This is a genomic window from Pseudoalteromonas ostreae (assembly GCF_018069805.1).
GTDB lineage: Bacteria > Pseudomonadota > Gammaproteobacteria > Enterobacterales > Alteromonadaceae > Pseudoalteromonas > Pseudoalteromonas ostreae.
Genome location: NZ_JAGPYN010000003.1, coordinates 1 through 18,087, shown reverse-complemented (window position 1 = coordinate 18,087; position 18,087 = coordinate 1). Strand labels below are relative to the sequence as shown.

Below are 18,087 nucleotides of genomic sequence, written 5' to 3'. Positions count from 1 at the left end.
TTGTGGTGAGTCTAAGACTCACTCTAATTATTATCAGGCCTTTGTTATAAAGGCTAGAACAAACTCATTAGCTTAATCGGTTCGTCAATAAACACAACTTAAATCGATTAGCGATAAGCTGAACACTGCCATTTAGATCAATGCTTATTTAATATTGCTTCATAAATCAGCGAAACAATTGAGCCATATTTACCGGTTTCAAACTTTTTCCCCATAAATTCATAATCTGTTTCATTCCCTTCAATCGGTGTATGGCGAGCATTGGTAAGTAAAATTATCGCCAAGTCATAAGCGGGATCAATCACAGTAACCGTGCCCGTCCAGCCAGTGTGACCATACGCTTGTGGGCTCGCGTACGGGCCAAAATGCCATTGTAAAGCACCGTTACCGGCACGACGCCAACCTAAACCATAACTTTCATCGCTGGCTTGCGGGGCAATAAATTGCTCTAATACTTGCGGGGTAAATATTTGCTTATCACCATAGCCACCGCGATTCAGTAATAACTGCGCAAGCACAGCTAAATCTTGACCTGTACTAAAAAGTCCTGCGTGACCTGCGACCCCACCTAACGCATAAAATGCTTTTTCGTCATGTACTTGTCCTTGTAAAACGTCGGTACGAACATTATCAAAGCTGATCCGTCCGTCACGAGTGTTTCCCATTAACTCAGTGGCAGCTATTTGGTTTTTTATAAAGCCCTTTTGCAATGGATTATAAACGGTGTGGGTTAAACCAAGCGGTTGATAAATTTGCCCTTCAACATAATTATCCAGCGACTGCCCGGAAAGTCGCTCGACTAATACACCGAGTAACATGTAATCAATATCTGAATATAAATGTTTAACACTACGACCTGCAACAAACGGCACACCCGTCAGTAATAAGTTTTTAGTACGTAAGCTATTTTGTGAAAAAAACCGTTCACCAAACTTATTATCTTTACGGTGAAAATCAACCACAGCTGGGTAGCCTGCGCTGTGAGTAAGCAAGTCTTTAACTAAGCGCTGCTCACGTCCCGCTCCTCTAAATTCGGGTAGGTAATAAAATAAGGGCTTTTCAACATTGAGCTTGCCTTCACTGGCTAATTTCATTAACGCTAAATTAGTAGCAAACATTTTTGAATTAGAGGCAACATCAAATAATGTATCGCTTTTCATTTGCTGTGGCTGTGCTAATAATGAGCCATCAGCAAGGTATTTTTTAGCATCTCCATAGTGGCTTAATTTGATTAACTTACCATCTTTGATCACTGCCAGTACGGCACCGGGAAATCCTGCCGCGACTTCTTCGTTGATCAATTTATCCACGTTATTAAACTGCACTGACTTTACGGGCTTAGCTACTAAAGTTGGGTAAGGAAAACGTAATGTTAAATTAGCCTCTTCGGGCTGCACATTTTCAACCTTGAACGTATTTGTGCCGTTGTGAGTCCGTTTAGATAAGCTGTATTTGTAGCTATTATTTGCCATAAGTGGCTGAGCAATATTTATTTTTTCACCATTGATAAAAATATCCGCGCTCGTTGCGGTGTTATTTTCAATGATAATTTCGCCTCGGCCTTTATAAGCTTTAAACGTGCCACGGTCATTAACCAGTGCCCGAGAACTTGGATTAGGATTTGGTACCTGCAACACAACCTGCGCATTTGCTAAAGGCTTAATGATCGGTTCTGGAGCAAGTTGCTGTTGTTGATATTGCAACATTAACTTAGCTGCTTTTTTCGGGAAGTACTTCTGCATCAAAGCAAACAATACCGCAGCGCTGCGCGCATCTGAATTACCGCTTACATGCCAAGGTAAAAAGTGCATTTGAAAGGCACTTAATGTATCAAGGGTTTGTGGATCAAGTTGATTAGTCACGTGTACATCATAACCATAACCACGTAACGCTTTTTGCATTAAACTAATGGATGGTTTAACTAAATTAAATTGCTGCCAATATTTATCAACCGTGTCACTGTCATACCATGCACCAATACCAGCTTGGTACAATTGATACCATGGAAAGCGCGGACCTGGATCGTTTTTTCGTGTAGGCGCTATATCGGAGTGCCCTACAACTTGAGTTGGGCCAATATCAGGGTTACGGGCTAAAATACCTTTACTGAGCTCAATCAATAACGCTATTTGTTTAGCGTCAAAATCGGGGAAAATACACAGTTTTGAGGCGTCATTTTCCATTTGCTCATCAGATTTAACTTCAGGATAGTGACAGCTTGGTACGTTAACAATTTCGATACCAATTGATTGATCGTTTAAATCTTCACGGCCTTGCCAAAAGCTTGTCCCGGCATGCCACGCCCTATCATGTTCGTCAACTAGTTGAATTACTTTTAATTCATCCTCAGGGTAGCTAGGATCATTTAACTCTGGTAATAAATAATGAGCACTTAAACCACCTTCATCGACTAAAGCACGCATCGATTTTTCATAATCAATAGCGGTGTAATGCATGACTAAAAACTTAACACGATGACTGTAATTGGCAGATTGTGTAAACTCGTAAGGTGTTGAAGCGCAACTAGTCAAAAGTGCGGCAGTTGTAACTAAACAAAGTTTTTTAAACCAAGATAAAAACGTCATAGCCTTCTCATTGCTGATCAAAGTAAATAAGCGCAATCCCAAAACCACGATTAGCGGTATGTGCTTTTAGTAAACAATACATTAAATAAACCCAGTTCTCATATTGTTATTATAGTTTGGACAACTCGATTTGAGTTGTATAAACCAAACCCTATCACAGCAAAATGATTTGTAAATAATTTATTTCAACAAGTAAATTAAATAAAGATATTTTATCCCACCATAAAAACAGTGCCCAAGCGACTAGCAAATAAATCTGTTAGTTCGTGCTATTGGTGTTGTAAAATTAGATAATTAAAACTATATTATTCCAATTATTCTTAAACAATATTCCAAAACTTAATTGCGTCTATTGGGAATAATTTATTTTTTGTACGCCTAGAAACAAGAGTAAAAACAAAGGTGGCTACATTTGAACCTAGAATAAGTACAAATTTATTTCGATTGATGCTATAAATACGCCAAATATAAAAATAAGCGGGTAGTATGTCTACATTTGTAAAAATTAAAGCCTTACGTCAGTCCCTATCGAGCAGCGAAGCTAAGCTAGCTGACTTCACATTGAACTCAGCTAATGCTATTCGTAATCTTTCGTCTGTAGAGCTGGCTAAAGTTGTCGGCGTGAGCCAGTCAAGCGTTGTAAAATTTTCGCAAAAACTGGGCTACAAAGGCTTTCCAGCATTTAAGCTGGCTGTCATTGATGCACTCAATGATGAAACATCAGAACCAAAACTGCATGGTAAAATCACCTTAAGTGATTCACTAGAGCAAATAGCAGAAAAGCTACTCAGTAGTAAACTTGCTGTGCTTACTGAAACAAAAAATCTCAATGAAGCGCTAGCCATTGAACAGGCTGTTAGCTTGTTAAAATCAGCTAAGCGAATTTTAATTTGTGGCTTAGGGGGCTCAGCTCTGGTGGCTAAAGACTTCTCCTATAAGTTGCAAAAGTTAGGTATGCCTGCAATAGCTGAACCTGATGGTCATGCGCAGCTCGCCTATGTATCAACCTTTGCAAAAGGCGACTTAGTTATTGCGATCAGTGAATCGGGTGTTACCAGAGAAATTGCTGAAGTGGTAAAGCAGGCTAAGAAAAACGACAGTTACGTGATCTCTGTCACTAAATTTGGTAGTAATCCTGTTGCTGATCAAGCCAATGTTAGGCTTTACTCTGTGGCAGAAGAAGAGTCAGTCCGTTTATCATCGATACTTGCCCGTACTGCGCAAGACTTTGTTATTGATATTCTATTTATCGCTTTAACGCAATCGAGTCGTCAAGGTCGTAAATTACTAGAGCATTCAAATGACGTTGTTGGTGAATTTAGAAATCACTAACCAAGGTCATCCTAAAGAATTAAGGCCACTATTGTGGCCTTTCTTATTATAAAAACCACTTTAACAACAGCCATGCAATAATAACCTATCTCTCGTTTGCTAATTGATAAATTATTTCTTTATTCTATGCCAACAAAAATTTTTTAGTTCATAAACAATAATTATTATTGTAACTACAACAGTATTGCTCCACCCCACTCAAATATCCTCCTTCTTCAGTAATGAAAAACACAAAAACATGTTATTTCAAGGTATTAAATATAATCAACTGCGCTAAAAATCGCGAAAACACTCCCCCAGCCTTGTGCTTATATTGACAAAAAATATAACGAAACCAGTTTTTATATATTTTATTTATAGGCATAACAAATGTAAGGAAGAGTTTATTCTTGACCATTAATGGCAACGCATGTTTAATGGAATAGCAACAATTGATCAAAGTTTATAACTCTGTTTGGGGGATCAGCAAAGTTCAGAGCTATAAGTTAATTATAATAAGGACGGGGAAAACAATGAAAAAACTGGCACCAACCTTCACTATAAGCTCGTTAGCGCAGGCCACACATCGCGCTCTGCGAGTGCCAAAAACTGCAATAACCACCGCTATAATAGCTGCCTCGCTAGCAAGTGCTCCTGCATTCGCGAATTTAAACGGTAGCATTAAAGGTAAGGTAAAAACCGAGCAAGCAAACCAACCACTAGCGGGTATTACTATTACTGCACGTAGTAACGTCATGCCAAAAGCGCGTACGGTGGTAACCCGTGAAGATGGTAGTTATGATCTCCCGCAACTAAAACCAGGCACTTATGAGCTGACCTTTGAAGACAGCAGCGGCGTTACACAAACAATAACTGTTGATGTACTGCTAGAGCAAACCTCAAGTGCTAATGTTGTTCTTAGCGGTAAAAAAGATAATGTTGAAGTAATTACAGTGACAGGCAGTAAACTATTTCGACAAGGTAAATCAGCACTCACAAACTCATTAGGTGAAGAGGGAATTAATAATGTCCCTGTGGGTCAAGATTACCGAGACCTTTTAAAGCTTGTCCCTGGTATAGAACTTTCGGCAAATTCAACGTTGGGCCCATCAGCGGGTGGATCAGGTGTTGATAACTCATATGGCTTTGATGGTGTTAATGTGTCATTGCCGATGTATGGAAACTTAGCTTCAGAGCCATCAACACACGATGTTGCCTTTGTTACTATGGACAGAGGTGGTGCAAAAGCGGTTGGCTTTAACCGTTCTGGTGGCTTTTCAATTGACACAGTATCAAAATCTGGGACAGATGAGTTCCATGGCAATGTTGAATACAAAGCCCAACCAAAAAGTTTCGTGGCCACTAAAGAAGGCGAAGAATCTTATGAAGAAGATAAAAGCTGGTTAACTGCTAGTTTAGGTGGTCCGCTCATTGAAGATGAACTCTATTTCTATACTTCTTACTACCGTCCTGAAGTAACGCGTGATAACAAAGACTCCGCTTATGGAGCTGTCAAAGAATATAACAGCATTCGTGATGAATATTTTGGTAAGTTAACTTGGGCACCAACCGATGATTTACTATTTAACATTTCACAGCGTACCTCAGATAAAACAATTGAAGGTCGCTCAGTCGATGCTTACGAGGCTGATAGTGTATCGGCAGGCGATAAAGCCGATCAGGATATTTTCACATTAGATGGTTCTTGGATTTTAGGTTCAGCAACCACACTTTCGTTCCAATACAGTAAGTTTGAATTAGAGTCAGGCTCGCAACCTGATAATCCTTTATCTGTGACACCTTCTTTATCTAACCAGCTCGATGTCAATAATTTAACTGAGATGGGTTATTTTTCAGTACCTAGCTTACGCAATTATGATCCAGAGGAAGGCTTCACGGAGCAACAAATTGCTCTATATAATGCAGGGGCTTCAGCATTAATTAATACCTATGGCTACCTTGAAGACGGTGTGATGAAAGGCAGTGGTGGTGTTGGTGCATTCGCAACTTATGATAATCAAAACTTCTACAGAGATTCTTTTGAAGTAAACTTAGAGCATGAATTTGATTGGGGCGATACTTATCATATACTTCATTTTGGTGCTAAATGGGAAAAAGGCGAAGAACAGCTAACGCGCTTATCTAATGGTTGGGGACGTATTTCTTATCTAGGTGGTTTAGTCGATGCAGATGCAGACACCGAAGGTTTTGACCCCGCTGATGCCATTTACCGAGCCCGTGTACAACAGATGAGTTTAGCAACAGAAGGCGGTAATCCTGTTTCTAGTATTAACTCTGAAACTCGTAGTTTAAACTTTGAGATTAACGACACGATTGAACATGGTGACTGGACCTATAACTTAGGTCTATTAATAAGCCAAGATACTTGGTACGGGCAAGGCCTCAAAGCTAAATCAGGCACTCTTTCCGGTTACGAACTAGCGCCGGGTCACAAGTATGAAATGTATAAAACTGACTGGGCCGATATGATTCAGCCTCGGTTAGGTGCAACTTGGACTTACTCTGGTGAAGATTCTGTATTTGCTAATTTCGCTATGTATAACCCTGAAGCAAGCTCACTTGCACGCGCAGCGTCTTGGGATCGTAATACCCGAGCCGAAATCGAACTACTTTTGGACCAATCAGGTAATATTCTTTCGTCTTCACCAAGAAAAGGCTCATCAGGTAAGGCATTCCAAGACGGTATGAAGCCTCGTCGTATTAACGAGTTCACACTTGGTACAACTAAGTATGTTGGTTCTGACTTAGTATTACGTGCACACGTTCGCCACCGTAAAGGCATGCACTTTTGGGAAGATATGCCAAACACAGCACGCTTAACTGATTACTCAGACGTTGATGCTGATGGCGTGCCGCAACATATCGCAGATAAGGGATTATACATAGATAACCTAGCTGAGATCCGCGATGAAATTGGCGGTTCATCTTATGTTATTGCTGAAGTTGATGGCGGTGCAACCAAATATTGGGAAGCCAGTATCGAAGCAGAGTACATGGGCGAAAACAGCTACGTAAATGCTTCGTATGTATGGAGCCATTACTATGGTAACTTTGACCAAGATAATACTACGTCAACCAATGATGCAAATAACTTTATTGGCTCATCTTACTATGGTGATGGCCGTGGTCGTTATTCTTGGGATAACCGCTACGGTACGCTTTCTGGCGATAAGCCGCACTTATTGAAAGTATACGGTTACTATACTCTTCCTTGGGAAGCTAACTTAGGGGCGTACTTCGTATTCCAATCAGGTAAAGCATGGGAAGCATGGGATGGAACAACATACGGCTACCCTACAAGCCATATTAGCCGCTATGCAGAGTCTGCTGGTAGTCGTCGCACTGCTAGCCATTGGCAACTTGACTTAAACTATACGCAAGACTTTAAGTTCTCTGGTGATATGGAACTACAATTTCGTGCTGATCTCTTCAACGTATTTAATCGTCAAACAGGTTATAACAAAAACCCGTATGTACTTGAAGAGAAATTTGGTGAATCGCGTAGCTACTACAATCCACGTAGCTTGCAGTTATCAGTTAACTTTAAGTTTTAATCTTATGGATTAAAGTAAGCGCTCAATGGGCGCTTATTTCCCCATCCATGGTAAGGCCACAATTGTGGCCTTTTTCATTCCAAAAATACGCGTATTACTGCATAAATCGCTGTTCGTCGCTAATTTCACATTGTGCTATTTCTATTGGTTGATTACTTCTATCAACCAGCCAACACTCGTCATAAATAGAGCAATAGCACAGCTCGATTGCAATCTGTTCATCCATTTTAAGAATTTCTGTTAAATAAGCCTTATCTTTTATGGTAACCGCACTAAAATTCGCTTGACTTGGTAGAATACGTGTACCGATATGTGATTGAACTAAGTTCGTTGCAGCTATAAAATCAGACCATTTCTTAATGGGCTTCTCATTATAGGTTACTTTGGCATATTTAATAATTGCCGGACCTGTGCCGTTATTCATTATATTGTAACTAAATAGCCCATCCTTAGGTAAAAAACTCCTATGCAACTCAACTCTCGGCCAAACCGAAGCCCTTGCATAAGAGCGTTCAATCATCGTTGAGTAAATACCTATTATTGTTGTGACTACGCTGATAAGTAAAGCTGATAGGGCCACAATCATTTCTGGTTTTTTATACCATGCACTTTTTTTCATTATTATTCCTTTAAATTTTATTTATAGAACATACAGTTGAACTTTTCTAAGCGCAATAAAAAAACGCAGCCAAAGCTGCGTTTTAAGGTTTTATAAATAAAAATAGTCTTATTGATATAACAAATATGCTGCGCGTTGCTGTTTAAAGCGAGCTAGATCTTGTTGCCAGCTTTGTTTGATTTGCAGCTCTGTTTGGCCGGCTTCGATAGCTAAACGCAGCTTATCAGTGCCTGCAAGTTTATCCATAAAGCCTGCACGTTCAAAGAATATTTGCTCGTTTTGCGTTAAAGTTTTGTAGGCCGTAATAAATAAACTTAAATTTAGCCCATTAATTGTACTGTCACGTAAGTCAAGACCTTGTGCTTCAATCCCCTTAAGTTTAGGGTTCATTGATGCCCCCTCAATAGCACGCGGAGTGAAACTAAACTCGCCTAATGCAACGGGTGAATAACCTATCACTTGAAATGGAAAGTCTGTACCCCGACCTATGCTAATAGGTGTTGCTTCGAAAAAGCACAGCGATGGGTAAAGTGCGATAGCTTGATCGTTCGGTAAATTAGGGCTTGGCTGAACAGGTAAACTATACGTCATATCGCGGCGATAATGCGCCACAGGCACAACCGTCAAGTTTAGTGACGAAGCTTTATTTATCCACCCTTCACCTTTGATCATTTTTGCCAGCTCGCCCACTGTCATGCCATGTAATACAGGAATTTCATGCATGCCAACGAAAGACTGAAATTTTAAATCTAAAACTGGCCCATCAACATAGGCGATATTCGGGTTTGGCCTATCAAGTACAATAAAATCAATATTATTCTCAGCAGCAGCTTCCATCATGTAATGCATTGAGCTGATATAGGTGTAAAAGCGCACGCCAACATCTTGAATATCAAAAATAATCACGTCTAATTCGCTTAATACAGCGGTATCTGGCTTTTTATTACTGCCGTAAATAGACACCACATCAATACCGGTCTTTGCATCCACCGTACTTTTTACATGCGCGCCGGCATCGTGGTCGCCACGAAAACCATGTTCAGGGGCAAATATTTTAGTAACATTCACGCCTTTATCACGCAGTAAATCGACTATATGAGTGCCATTAACTTGTGAAGTTTGATTAACGACTAAGCCAACTCGTTTGCCCTCAAGTTGTGGTAGGTACTGCTGATATTGTAAAGCGCCAACACTTAAATTTACTTGCGGTGTATCAGTTAAGATTGCATCGTCAGTGCTGTTATGGGCACATGCGCTCAAAATTAGACATTGTAATATAACCAATAATCTAATTAACATTTATAACTCCACCGCTTTTCGTAAAAATCCATCTGCTTGGCTAAGCATTTGCTCTGCCTGATCAGCGTCTTTACCAGTTAGTACAATCAAAATAGCAAGTTTCGCGCTTTGCTTTGCTTTTGCTAAAGCATCAACGGCTTGCTGATGCGAACAATCTGTCGCCTGCATTACAATTCGAATGGCACGGGCATGCAGCTTTTCATTGCTGGCATTTACGTCAACCATCAAGTTTTTATAGACTTTACCGGTGCGGATCATACTGGCTGTGCTGAGCATATTTAATACTAACTTTTGTGCAGTACCCGATTTCATACGTGTTGAACCAGTTACCGCTTCTGCGCCAACTACCGGGCAAATGCCAATATCAGGTAGTTTCATTACCGCGGAGTTAGGATTACAGGTTACTCCAACGGTGGTACATCCTATTGATTTTGCATACTCAATGGCTGCTCGCACATAAGGTGTACGGCCACTAGCGGCAATCCCTACCACGACATCTTTAGCTTGTAGATTAACGGCTTTAAGATCTTCTACGCCTAATTTTAAGCTATCTTCGGCACCTTCAACTGCTTTTTTAAAAGCCGTTTCGCCACCAGCAATTATTCCCATTACTTGTTGATCGCTGACACTGTAAGTTGGCGCGCATTCCACAGCATCTAAAATACCTAAGCGACCACTGGTGCCGGCACCAATATAAATTAAACGACCGCCTTGCTTAAATGCCGTTACAATATGATCGACCGCTTTGGCTATCTCTGGGATCACTAACTTTACAGCAGCGGCAACTTTTTGATCTTCCAAATTTATTTTGGTTAAAATTTCGCGACTATCAAGTAAATCTATATCCAAAGTATCTAAGTTTTGTCCTTCTGACACAATCCCGTTCAGCTCTTCTAAAAGTGCACGCTGCTGATTAAAATTAGACTCAGGGCTCATTGTGTAATCCTTGTGTATTCAATTTGTTTAATACGGTCGCTGGCTAAAATCACCGCACCGGCTAACGAATCCCCTTGGCGAGGAGATAAATTCAGTTGTGTATTTTCATTTAATAATGCAATGGTTACGTCCGCTAAACCGCCAATACTATGACTGCTAACTGGCTCTGCCCACGACATTTTTCAATTAATCTATCGCCTTATAGAACAGCTCACTAAGCACCGAATAGGCTATTATACACCGTGTTTTTAAACTAAAGATTAAAGAGCCGCCAATTAATTTGGTTTCACCATCAGCGGATAATCTTGCTGCTACAGCCCCCGTTCCAAACGCTAATATTGCAATCGGCTGACCTACTAGATTTGCACCATATAATGAGTCAATGTTCATACCTATTGGGCTCCTAAAGCTGACTGGCCGCGCTGGGCAAGTTGAGGTTTACCTAAACAACACACTAAAGTCGACAACGCTGTACCAATACATAACTGCCAAGTAAAGCCTAAATAGAAGCGATCTGATGCCGGCAATAACCAATCAATCATGTATGGTTGCATGAATAAAGTGATCATAAAGCCGACAATTAACGCCGCCAATACTGAGCCTTCACTGCCACGTTTAGTAAAGAGTGTTGTAAAATACACGCCCAGTAAACCACTGTACGAAAACACCATCACACTCAGCGCAAACTTAAGAAGCGGCATATCACTGTATTGCTGCCAGAAATAACAAACTATGGCCATTAATGCTAATGATAAGCTCACAACCGCCATGCCAATACGCCCAGCTTTAACAAAATGGTTATCGGCAACTTGCTTATTTTTAGCTGCTAAATAAGGTCGATATAAATCTTGTACAATGACCGACGACATCGAGCTTAAACCGGAGTTTAATGTTGAAATGGCCGCGGCAATGATACCGACGCTAACTAAACCTTTAACACCAGCAGGGGCCTCATTAAGTACGTAGTACATAAAAATAGTGATTTTTTCACCATTAAATTCTTGTACGACTTGCGCACCATCACTGTTCATTAATGTAGGCTGTTGGTAAACGATGTACAGCAATAAGCCAATAAAGATAAACATCAACATCACGGGAATAACCATTACGATAGAAAGTAGCAATGCTTTACTGCCTTCTTTCTCACTTTTACAGGTAAGTAAGCGTTGCGTCATGTCCTGATCAAGGCCAAAAGCCGCGATATTAAGCAGCACAAAACCAGTTAATACCGACGCCATGTTAAATACACCACTTGGGCCAAAGTCTAAATCAAACTTAAAAATAGCCAGTTTTGGGTCAGCACCTGGGGTTGGCTCATTTAAGGTTGCTAAAATAGTCGAAAAATCAGCAGGAATAAGTGTTAATAAACACCAAATAACGGCAATCGCAGCACTGACATACACCACACTTTGCAGCACATCAGAATAAATTACACTGCGAATGCCACCAAATACGGTGTACAACAAACCTGCTAGCGCGAGCAGTAACGTCGCAATAATGACGCTGTCGGCATTTATATTGCCATATAAAATCATCGCTACTGCAATCGCGGCCATATATAGACGTGCGCCACTGGCGAACACTCGGCCAAATAAATACATTAAGCCGCTGCGGCGTTTAGCTTTTGGCCCAATGCGCTTTTCAAGCAGTTCATAAACTGTGTACACTTTTTGTTGATAAAACTTAGGGATCAGAAAAATAGAAACAATAAATGCAGCTATGAATGCGCCAATGTTCGTCGCTAAATACGATAAATCACCTTGATAACCTTGATCAGGTCCACCAATAAAAGTGGCAGCAGACTGTGAAGTAGCTAATACCGAAATAGCCACCATCCAGGTCGGCATACTATTACCGCCTAAAAAGAAGTCTTTACTTGAGTTGGCGCGCTTACGGTTAAACCACCAACCACTGAGTAATAAAATTGCTCCGTAGCTTGCGAATACGAGCCAATCAAGCAAGGTGTATTGTGCACTCATTTATTATCCCAATTTCAAACCAATCGGTGGAATATATTATTCCACCAAATTAATAAAAAGAAAACAATTTTATTATTTACTTTGTAAAGCCACGTGATCGCGTGGCTGTACACGTATTATTTAATCGCTGGTAACTTCCAAAGCAATTGTTTTTGTTGATATTGTTCGCTAGGCAAGCTCACTAACAATGGTTTTTTCTGTTCATCTAACCAAGCTAACAAGGTATCCATATTCTGCTCAGTCATTGCAGTACAACCGGCAGTTGGTTTATTTTCTGCGCGCCATAAATGCATAAAGATACAACTGCCTGCACCATCAACATTTTGACTATTGTGCTTAACCACTAAGCCTTTTTTGTAAAGGTTATCTTGGCTGTAAATATCACGGCGCATCCACTCTGACGAGTCTTTGACAGCAGCCTCTCCTACCACTGACTTATTAACTAGCTGGTTATAAAATGGCGAGCCTTTGACATCAACACAATAGTCGTCAGCAGTCATGCCTTGGTAGGTCATATTGGTTTTTAATGAATCTAAATAACCAAACGCGGTGCCGAGTTCAAAAATACCAGCGGGAGCTTTACCATCGCCTTCTTGTTTTTGTTCGCCCGCTTGAGCTGGGTGTAAACCAATACCCCACGCAAGACCGGTGCGCCCAAGTACCACACTGTGACCTTGGCCTTGTTGTTGCCATTGTCCTGCAACACGCTCAAATCGATACAATTGTGCGGCAATGGCTTGCCAATCATCTGCAACCACCACCACTAACTGTTGGCTTTGCTGTGGGATAACTGCAGCACTTGCAGCTGCTGATGTACTTGCACTATTTGCACAGCCGCTGAGGGCTGCAGTGGTGATTAATGTTATTATTATTTTTTTCATAACGGCCAAATTCCATCGTTTATCGGTTGTAATGTGTCGATACTTTTAATCCCCAAACCAGGACCATCACTTAACGTGATCGCTGGGCCATTAAATTCCACACCGCCTTGCACCGGATCATATTGGCCAAGCGCTGGACCGTCTAAGTCTATTTTACTGATCTGCGGGGCTTTTGCAGACGCTAAATGCGCCGCACCTGCAACGGCAATACTGCCTTCTAACATGCAACCGATCATACAATCAGCTTGATACTGCGCAGTAATATTGGCAATTTCAATAGCACGACTTAAGCCACCCGTTTTCATGACTTTGATATTGATAATATCAACAGCATTTTGCTCTAATAATTGAATTACTTGCTTGGGCGAAAAGGCACTTTCGTCAGCCATGATCGGCGTATTTACCCGCTCAGTAATATACTTTAAACCTTTAAAATCATCACTTTTCACTGGCTGTTCAACAAGTTCTAATTCAACATTGTGGCTTTCTAATTGCTGTAAAGCAAACACCGTTTGTTTAGCATTCCAGCCCTGATTTACATCCAAACGAATTTGCGTTTGCTGGCCAAAACCTTGATAAATCGCTTTCACTCGTTCGATATCTTGCTGTAAATCATTGCCAATTTTTACTTTTAAAATATCAAAACCTTGCGCTACAGCCACAGCACAATCACTGAGCATTTTATCAATATTATCAACGCTAATAGTGATATCAGTACGTAATGTTTGACTACCACCGCCGAGCAATTTATACAGCGGCGCTTGATATAATTTACCCCACAAGTCATACACAGCCAGCTCGAGCGCAGCTTTTGCGCTGTAGTTTGCCACCACACTTGATTGGATCACTTGGCAAATTTGATTGAGGTTTTCGATTTCCATACCAATTAGTTTTGGCGCTATAAATTGTTTAATAACGCTAAGGATACTTTGGTGAGTATCGCCCGTTATTACCGGCGTCGATGCCGCAGCACCATAACCAATTTCACCTTTATCGGTTTCAATTAACACCACTAAGTCTTCAATATAGCTCACTTCACGCAGCGCTGTTTTGAACGGCGTAACTAATGGCACTTTAAGTTTGGCAAAACGTATCGCCGTAATCTTCATTTTTAATTCCTAGCGAATACGCTTAATATTATAAGTACGGTCTAAATAGCTCTGAGTTTGCGATAAACGCAGTGGCAATAAAGGCGTTACCGATACCCCATTAAGTGAACTTGAATAAAAACGACCATCAGCCTTGTTATAACCCAACCCTTTAACATCATGGATCACATACGGTTGACCGTCTTGTTCACCTAAATACATCATCACATGGCCTGGTATATAAATAAGGTCGCCGACCTGCATTTGCTTTACTGTGGTAAGTTTATCTTGCTCTGAGCTTTCGTTATCAAAGCGATGATTTATGCCATACTCGCCTTTACCCTGCTGACCTGAATTACGCGGCATTAATAGACCAAATGATTTATATATTTCGCCAACAAAACCGGTGCAATCACGGCCATTGTAATCATGCCCCCAGCCATAACGTTCACCTAAAAACTTAAACCCTTGCTTGACTAAATGCTGTTGGGTGTAAGGTAAATAGCCCAGATTAACATCACTACTGCGGCTAATAAGTGCACTCTTTAATATTAACTGGCCTTGCTGATCGCGGGTTGGCAGTTGCACAACATAGCTTGCATAAGTATTTTGCCCGTGTAATAAATTGGGTACTTGCTGTGGATCAACTAAAGGCAGTCGTACGCCCATATCAAGCTGCACTTGCGATGTGGTTTTATCATCAGGTACATAAGCAGTATTAACTTTAGCGCCCGTTACCAATAAAAAATCTTCATTATTTTTAAACTCACGTAATGTAGCTTTATCTGCCACGGCAATATCCGCTTTTGGCGCCCAAGCTAGGTAATTATAAGCACGCACAAGTAGCCACTTTTTATCGGCGCTTTGATGCAAAATAGCCACTGCGTCACCGGGGAATAATCCGCTTTCTTGAAAACGATCGAGGTCATTATCTAAGCCACTATTTAATACTCGGTCCGACGTTGGAAAAGTACGCAGGACTGAGCGCTTTACCACCATGGCATAACTAACTTGATTATTATCTGCCACAGCGTCTAAATTCAAGTTGGCTAGATATTTCGCAAAATGCTTATTACTTAATGCCACGCCATTCGGGTAAAAACGCGGGCTTTTTGGTACCGCACTAATACTGAGTATATATGCCTTTAACTGCTCACCAGTTAGCTGAGAGGCAAAATCGAGTGGATCGACAATATGTTCATTCTCAGCAATCAATTGTTTATTAAATGCTGCAATTTGCGCTGCACTCATCATGGTTTTATCAGTCACTTGGCTAAGCCAGTGCTGCGGTGTTAATTGCGATTGATTGACCCCTATAACATCTGATTGCCACGTATTAGCCGCCGCAATGACGGGTGCCATGGTCATAATACTTGCTAATGAAATACTCAGGGCGATAAATGTATGTCGCATTCGTAGGATCCCTATTATCAATTTGCTTGGTAAGTCGTGCTGTGTGCTACTTATTATTGGTTTTGCGGTATCAGTAACTGTTTAAATGCATGCGTAAAATTCGCCTGTATTTTTAAGCCAACCACGGCTAAGTTTTTTTCACTTGCACCTGGCACACTATTTTGTGCCGCTAAGGTAAATTCGCGTCCACCTTGAATAAACGGTAAGTAAACATGAGCCAACATGACCTGTTGATTGAACTTCTCATATTGCTTTTGTAACATTGTAACAGCCCATTATTGTTGCTGACTATGACAGCCTAGAAACCCGATTAATAAGCTCTGGCTTAAAACATTCGGCCCCGCTTTTTTCAGTTTTGTTACAACCAAGATTAAATTCCTCTAGCGATTCTCTTTTGGAATATTTTATTTAAAATAACATATTCTCCACAGTAAGCAAATGTTTCCATTCTATTAACACCTTAAAACGCATTAGTATTAAATATAAACACTTCAACCTATTTATAAGGAAATGACATGGAAATGCCATGGTTGATTCACAGGTACAAAGTAATGGCGCAGAATTTGGTTTAATTTATCCGTGGCAGTCTTCGTTACGTGTACATCATATTGGCAAACGCATATTCAGTTGCGATGGCGAAAAATGCTCTGAGCTGCTTACTATGACGTTTATAATTGGCGTGTTAAAGCGATCAGGCTTATGTAAGGTGAAAGGCGTGACAGTCTTTATAGCTGGTATTTTGATTACGTTAAAGCTGATGATGCAGCAAATAGCTAAATGATACCTTTAGTGTAGCCTTGTAAATCAGTTAAATATTGCTGATATAAGCCACTACTACCACTTTTTATTTTTTCAAACACAAAGTTATCAGCAAGATTAGCCATAGCCTGTTGTTTTTGCGTTGTTGATAAATTACTTTGCGCTATTGCTTTAAGTTCATCCAATTTTGCACGCTCATATTGCGTTAAACTAGGGTCACTGAGTAACCCCTGCAACATATCAACAGTGTTAAAAAATGAGCCATTAAACGCAAACGTTACCGCTTTGGCCACCGACGGTAGCCACGGCTTATCAATCTGCTCACCAATAATAGTAAACATTTCATCCGCTGTAGTTAAATCACCGTTATGCACAGCGCTGCTACCTAAAATCAAATAGGCAATTAATTGATCTTTTGGGTAACTGCTCTTCACTGCACTAAACATAGGATCATGTTTAATAATATCAGCCCGTTGTTTTGCTAAATCACGCCACCCCTGACTATAAAATGCCAGTGACTGCGCCGAGTAGGCTAAATATTTAGCTCTGGGATTATCTGCTTTTTTATAGGCCAAATCACTTTCTGCAACAGCAAAATCAGCACTGACTCCCAAGCCGATAAGAAAACTTAACGTGGCATGAGTTATAGCAGGATCAATACTTTCAAGCAGTTCATTTTCGCTTTCATTTAACTCCTGCACAGTGTTGTAGGTGTAAGCTAGAGTATCAACGCTAGCAGTAGATACACCATAATAAGCACCATAAAAAATACCATCTTGAAGCTCATGGTACTGCTGTTGCTCTGTTTTGGTTGAGCGACAGCCTATTAAAGCAATGCTTAAACCTACAAATACAGCAAATTTCAGGCATGAAAAAAACCGACTCTCGTCGGTTGGTGCTTTCTTACATCTTTCTGTAAATGTATAGAAAGTGGTGGGCGCAGGATGTATCTTCAAAGAGTGAACCTCTGACCGCTCGGTTGGTGGTTTATACTTTTATAAGTACGGGACAAATTTCAGGCATAAAAAAACCGACTATCGTCGGTTGTCTTCTATTAACTTAAATAGTAATAGAAAGTGGTGGGCGCAGGAGGATTCGAACCTCCGACCGCTCGGTTCGTAGCCGAGTACTCTATCCAGCTGAGCTATGCGCCCACATTCTATTTTGATTTTAAAGTCTTACTTTGACTGACGCATTAAGCTAATTAATAAAAAGCTTATTACGAATTTTAAAGATAAAAAAACCGACCATCTGTCGGGCTCTTTATAAATTAACACTAATAGAAAGTGGTGGGCGCAGGAGGATTCGAACCTCCGACCGCTCGGTTCGTAGCCGAGTACTCTATCCAGCTGAGCTATGCGCCCACATTCTATTTCGATTTTAATGTCTTATCTGACATATTAGTATGCAATAACTAATATAACTCTCAGTAGTAAATAAAAAGTGGTGGGCGCAGGAGGATTCGAACCTCCGACCGCTCGGTTCGTAGCCGAGTACTCTATCCAGCTGAGCTATGCGCCCACTTTTTTATACTCTAATTCGAGTTTCTTACTAATAAGTAAAGGATGGTGGGCGCAGGACATATCTTCAAAGAGTGAACCTCCGACCGCTTGGTTTACTAAACCAATCACTTTTACTTGCT

At 40.6% G+C, this 18,087-nt stretch carries 15 protein-coding genes and 3 tRNA genes; 3 read left to right on the top strand and 15 right to left on the bottom strand.

Annotated features, from left to right (window positions below; genetic code table 11):
* Window positions 1–137: 137 nt before the first annotated feature.
* Entirely contained in the window at window positions 138–2,585 is a 2,448-nt protein-coding gene (gene pbp4b, locus J7338_RS02605; protein ID WP_210795367.1) for a penicillin binding protein PBP4B, read from the bottom strand.
* Window positions 2,586–3,071: 486 nt separating this feature from the next.
* Here pbp4b and J7338_RS02600 point away from each other — a divergent pair, with 486 nt between their 5' ends.
* Together J7338_RS02600 and J7338_RS02595 are read left to right on the top strand one after the other, a co-directional pair.
* Window positions 3,072–3,917 carry a MurR/RpiR family transcriptional regulator gene (locus J7338_RS02600; protein ID WP_145240869.1) on the top strand — a complete coding sequence of 282 codons (846 nt, stop codon included), beginning with the start codon at window positions 3,072–3,074 and terminating at the stop codon, window positions 3,915–3,917.
* Between the two features lie 512 nt (window positions 3,918–4,429).
* On the top strand, window positions 4,430–7,471 hold the full coding sequence (locus J7338_RS02595; protein ID WP_210795365.1) for a TonB-dependent receptor: 3,042 nt from the start codon (window positions 4,430–4,432) through the stop codon (window positions 7,469–7,471).
* A 94-nt stretch (window positions 7,472–7,565) separates the two neighbouring features.
* Here J7338_RS02595 and J7338_RS02590 read toward each other — a convergent pair whose 3' ends face one another.
* The 10 genes from J7338_RS02590 to J7338_RS02545 all read right to left on the bottom strand — a co-directional run bounded on the left by J7338_RS02590 (window position 7,566) and on the right by J7338_RS02545 (window position 15,949).
* A complete protein-coding gene (locus J7338_RS02590; protein ID WP_210795363.1) occupies window positions 7,566–8,090 on the bottom strand; it encodes a hypothetical protein in 525 nt (174 codons plus the stop codon).
* Between the two features lie 108 nt (window positions 8,091–8,198).
* Window positions 8,199–9,389 (bottom strand): exo-beta-N-acetylmuramidase NamZ family protein, encoded by a 1,191-nt coding sequence (locus J7338_RS02585; RefSeq protein WP_210795361.1) that lies wholly within the window; start codon window positions 9,387–9,389, stop codon window positions 8,199–8,201.
* Window positions 9,390–10,325 carry an N-acetylmuramic acid 6-phosphate etherase gene (gene murQ / locus J7338_RS02580; RefSeq protein ID WP_210795359.1) on the bottom strand — a complete coding sequence of 312 codons (936 nt, stop codon included), beginning with the start codon at window positions 10,323–10,325 and terminating at the stop codon, window positions 9,390–9,392. It lies immediately after the preceding gene.
* Window positions 10,322–10,504 carry a hypothetical protein gene (locus J7338_RS02575; RefSeq protein WP_210795357.1) on the bottom strand — a complete coding sequence of 61 codons (183 nt, stop codon included), beginning with the start codon at window positions 10,502–10,504 and terminating at the stop codon, window positions 10,322–10,324. The genes murQ and J7338_RS02575 overlap by 4 nt, the downstream gene beginning before the upstream one ends.
* Before the next feature lie 7 nt (window positions 10,505–10,511).
* Window positions 10,512–10,715: a hypothetical protein gene (locus J7338_RS02570; RefSeq protein ID WP_210795356.1), complete on the bottom strand. Its 204-nt coding sequence runs from the start codon at window positions 10,713–10,715 to the stop codon at window positions 10,512–10,514.
* A 2-nt stretch (window positions 10,716–10,717) separates the two neighbouring features.
* Entirely contained in the window at window positions 10,718–12,304 is a 1,587-nt protein-coding gene (locus tag J7338_RS02565; RefSeq protein ID WP_210795354.1) for a sodium:solute symporter, read from the bottom strand.
* 116 nt (window positions 12,305–12,420) lie between these two features.
* Window positions 12,421–13,185, bottom strand: coding sequence for a L,D-transpeptidase family protein (locus J7338_RS02560; RefSeq protein WP_145240855.1), 765 nt, complete (start codon window positions 13,183–13,185; stop codon window positions 12,421–12,423).
* Window positions 13,182–14,294: a mandelate racemase/muconate lactonizing enzyme family protein gene (locus tag J7338_RS02555; protein WP_210795351.1), complete on the bottom strand. Its 1,113-nt coding sequence runs from the start codon at window positions 14,292–14,294 to the stop codon at window positions 13,182–13,184. The genes J7338_RS02560 and J7338_RS02555 overlap by 4 nt, the downstream gene beginning before the upstream one ends.
* 9 nt (window positions 14,295–14,303) lie before the next feature.
* A complete protein-coding gene (locus J7338_RS02550) occupies window positions 14,304–15,686 on the bottom strand; it encodes an NlpC/P60 family protein (protein ID WP_210795350.1) in 1,383 nt (460 codons plus the stop codon).
* Between the two features lie 53 nt (window positions 15,687–15,739).
* Window positions 15,740–15,949: a hypothetical protein gene (locus J7338_RS02545; protein ID WP_210795348.1), complete on the bottom strand. Its 210-nt coding sequence runs from the start codon at window positions 15,947–15,949 to the stop codon at window positions 15,740–15,742.
* A 263-nt stretch (window positions 15,950–16,212) separates the two neighbouring features.
* Between J7338_RS02545 and J7338_RS02540 the strand changes: the two genes are divergently transcribed.
* Window positions 16,213–16,467, top strand: a complete 255-nt coding sequence (locus J7338_RS02540; protein WP_210795346.1) for a hypothetical protein — start codon at window positions 16,213–16,215, stop codon at window positions 16,465–16,467.
* Here J7338_RS02540 and J7338_RS02535 read toward each other — a convergent pair.
* From J7338_RS02535 to J7338_RS02520, 4 genes are all read right to left on the bottom strand, one after another.
* Window positions 16,460–17,401: a hypothetical protein gene (locus tag J7338_RS02535; RefSeq protein ID WP_210795343.1), complete on the bottom strand. Its 942-nt coding sequence runs from the start codon at window positions 17,399–17,401 to the stop codon at window positions 16,460–16,462. The genes J7338_RS02540 and J7338_RS02535 overlap by 8 nt on opposite strands.
* 121 nt (window positions 17,402–17,522) lie before the next feature.
* A tRNA-Arg gene (locus J7338_RS02530) sits at window positions 17,523–17,599 on the bottom strand.
* Between the two features lie 133 nt (window positions 17,600–17,732).
* Window positions 17,733–17,809: transfer RNA gene (locus J7338_RS02525), tRNA-Arg, on the bottom strand.
* Window positions 17,810–17,889: 80 nt separating this feature from the next.
* Window positions 17,890–17,966, bottom strand: a tRNA-Arg gene (locus J7338_RS02520).
* Window positions 17,967–18,087: the final 121 nt, after the last annotated feature.